The sequence below is a fragment of the Vibrio makurazakiensis genome (assembly GCF_050337375.1).
Taxonomy (GTDB): domain Bacteria; phylum Pseudomonadota; class Gammaproteobacteria; order Enterobacterales; family Vibrionaceae; genus Vibrio; species Vibrio makurazakiensis.
On sequence record NZ_JAKJSW010000362.1, the window covers coordinates 1 to 2,626 of the forward strand.

Annotated in this window: 2 protein-coding genes; both read right to left on the reverse strand. The window is 43.4% G+C overall.

What is annotated here, in order from left to right; all coding sequences use genetic code 11:
• Positions 1-169 precede the first annotated feature (169 nt).
• Positions 170-2,197 (reverse strand): flagellar filament capping protein FliD, encoded by a 2,028-nt coding sequence (gene fliD, locus L4C33_RS21370; RefSeq protein ID WP_428814403.1) that lies wholly within the window; start codon positions 2,195-2,197, stop codon positions 170-172.
• Between the two features lie 22 nt (positions 2,198-2,219).
• Positions 2,220-2,626 (reverse strand): flagellar protein FlaG (gene flaG / locus L4C33_RS21375; protein WP_428814404.1); only part of this gene is annotated, 407 nt, incomplete at its 5' end.

Genomic DNA, 2,626 nt, shown 5'->3' on the forward strand with positions numbered 1-2,626 from the left:
TTTTCTGAAACTCAGGAAATTCTTCAAACAACTTTAGAATGTTTTGCAATAACTGTTCYCTGTTATCGACTAACAAGTGAATTTCTYCAGTATTAATTTCATTTTTATCAATTTCTATGAAGATTTGTTGATCAAGTTCACACAGAACTAGGAATTCACTGTTCATAGGTTAGCCCATCGCACTCATCATACTCCCCAATTGTGATTGCATCTTACCTGTTGCATCTTGCATTGCAGTAAATTTTGAGTGAGTACGACCTTCTAAACTTTCCATACGGCGATCTAATGCCGCTTGATTGTCCGCTAAACGATAGTTTTGTTCAGTTAAACTCTTTTCTCGGGTACGGATCGAGCCTGTTATACCTGTAATGCCCTGAATAGCATCTTCTACTCGTTTTGCAAAACCATCGTTACCACCAAAAAAGTCGCCCAACTTGTCGAAGTTGTTGTTGAGCTGGCGGTCTAGCATATTGTAGTTAATTTCCAAGGTGCCCTGTCGAGTCGTCGTGATACCAAACTCAGTCAGTGACTGTATATCTTGAGGCGCTTTATCAATATTAGAAGAAAATACACTTTTTAGCCTTGAATCAGCGTTCCTTACTGTACTGTCTCCTGACAATGGCCCCTTTTGACCTGTTGTAGGGTCAACACTAGATAGCCCTTTAGAGACTTGGTAGAACTGATTATAGGAGTTAACAAATGCTTCTATATCCTGACGGACACTTTGACGATCGTATTCAACACCAATTTCTGCAGGGGCTTTATCTTTTTGCGTTTTACCTTTAACGGTAAGATCAATCCCTTCAATAGCGTCTTCAATAATATTATTGTGACTAGAGAGCTGTGCAACACCATCAAGCACAACCATCGAATCCTGACCTGCTTGAACTTCTGCCATACCATTATAGGTATCGAAAGACTGCTGGGCTTGATCAAGGTCTGCTTTCACGCGATCAACAGTTTCAAGGTGAGCGCGTTCCTCTGGAGGAAGTTTCGATCGCTCAATCTGTTTAGCCTGCTCAGCGGTTAGCTCGCCTTTTTCCACTTTTTCAGCAAGAAGGGCATTTTCTTCAGCAATTTTAGCTTCAATACGTTGCTGTTCTGCTTCCAACTTTTGCTGAGCTTCTTTTGGTGTCACATAAGATGCAGTTAAAGTTCCCGACGCGGTATTCGACCAGCCTGGAACATCTGGCGCTTTTTCGATAGCTTTTTCATCAAGCTCAAGCTCTGGTCGGTGGAAAGAATCGAGTAAAGTACCAGAAGCCGTTTCATTCCAACCACCTATGGTATCTTCAGGCATACCAGATGCAGCCAGTGCTGCAGCATCAATGGCTTGCTGACCCGCAAGGGCAGCAGATTGACCATAGCTAAGACTTTGAGAACTGTCGTCATCACCCGCAGCAGAATCAGATTGTTCCGCGGGGATAACATTGCCGTTTTCATCTAGTGTTTCACTAGCATTTGGATCACCGTTAGAGGCCGCTTCATCGAGTAGTTCGACAGCTTTTCCTGCAGGCGTTAAGGCGAGAACGTCTTGAGCAGCAAGGCGCGCTTCTTCTAGCGCTTTCACTCGCTCTTCAAGAGTTTTATATTCTAATTTTTTTAGTGGGTTACCGACTTCGGCATCCACGTGTATTTTTATCTGATTATCGACACCAGATAAATTAGAGGCAACAATTAGCCTCGGGCCTTCAACATCATTGATGACAGAAGCACGGACGCCCGGATTATCTCCGGCGCCGTTAATCCCTCTTACCACATCGACCAATTTTGAATTAGGGCCGACCTGTATATCAAAGCTTTGTTCACCAAGCGAAACCTGCAGCTTGCCAGCACCAAACTTCATATCTTCAGACAATACTTCAGATGCAATTTTATGGCTTTGAGCAAGCTGCAACACATCGATGGCATATTTACCTGCTATCGCTTCTGTAGTTGCAGTCGCTGAGACGACACCTTCGTCAGTGCTTTCTACGGTACGAACCGCAAAGGCTTTTTCCTGACGAAAGTTTGTCATCAGATTTTTCATCGAATCCAGGGACTCTCTGAGTCGGCCGTAGGCACTGATACTGGAATCAATCTGCATCCGCTCATTGTCGATACGCTGCTGTTTAGGCACGCGCTCAGCATCGACAATTTTGCTGACCATAGAATTGATATCCATGCCAGACGACATCCCAATAGGGCCAAAACTCATCCAATCACCTCAATAAAACGACTTATACCTTCTCCATCAGTAGACCACTACTGGCGGTTTGGGCTGCTAAGCGCCTTAAAATCTCTAACATTTCTTCATCTGGAATTTGACGAATAATATCACCTGTTGTTGCTTCATATATTGTCACAACATCTCTTCCAGACTCTTCATCCACCTTAAAAGCTACACCTTTATTGATTGAGGAAATGAATTCATTCATTTGCTCTACCATTCTTACCTTTTCCTCTCGATTAAGTTCTTGCCTTTCTTGGGCCATTTTAATCGCGGTTTCAGTAGAACTACTTTGTACTTGCTCTACTTTTTTAGGTGGTGCATTTTCGTTCGGTTTAGAAATATTAGCAGCGCTACTACTTTCTTCGTAAGCAATTTTAGTGCCACTTGGCGAGCCGTAAGGCTGGATGTTCGATG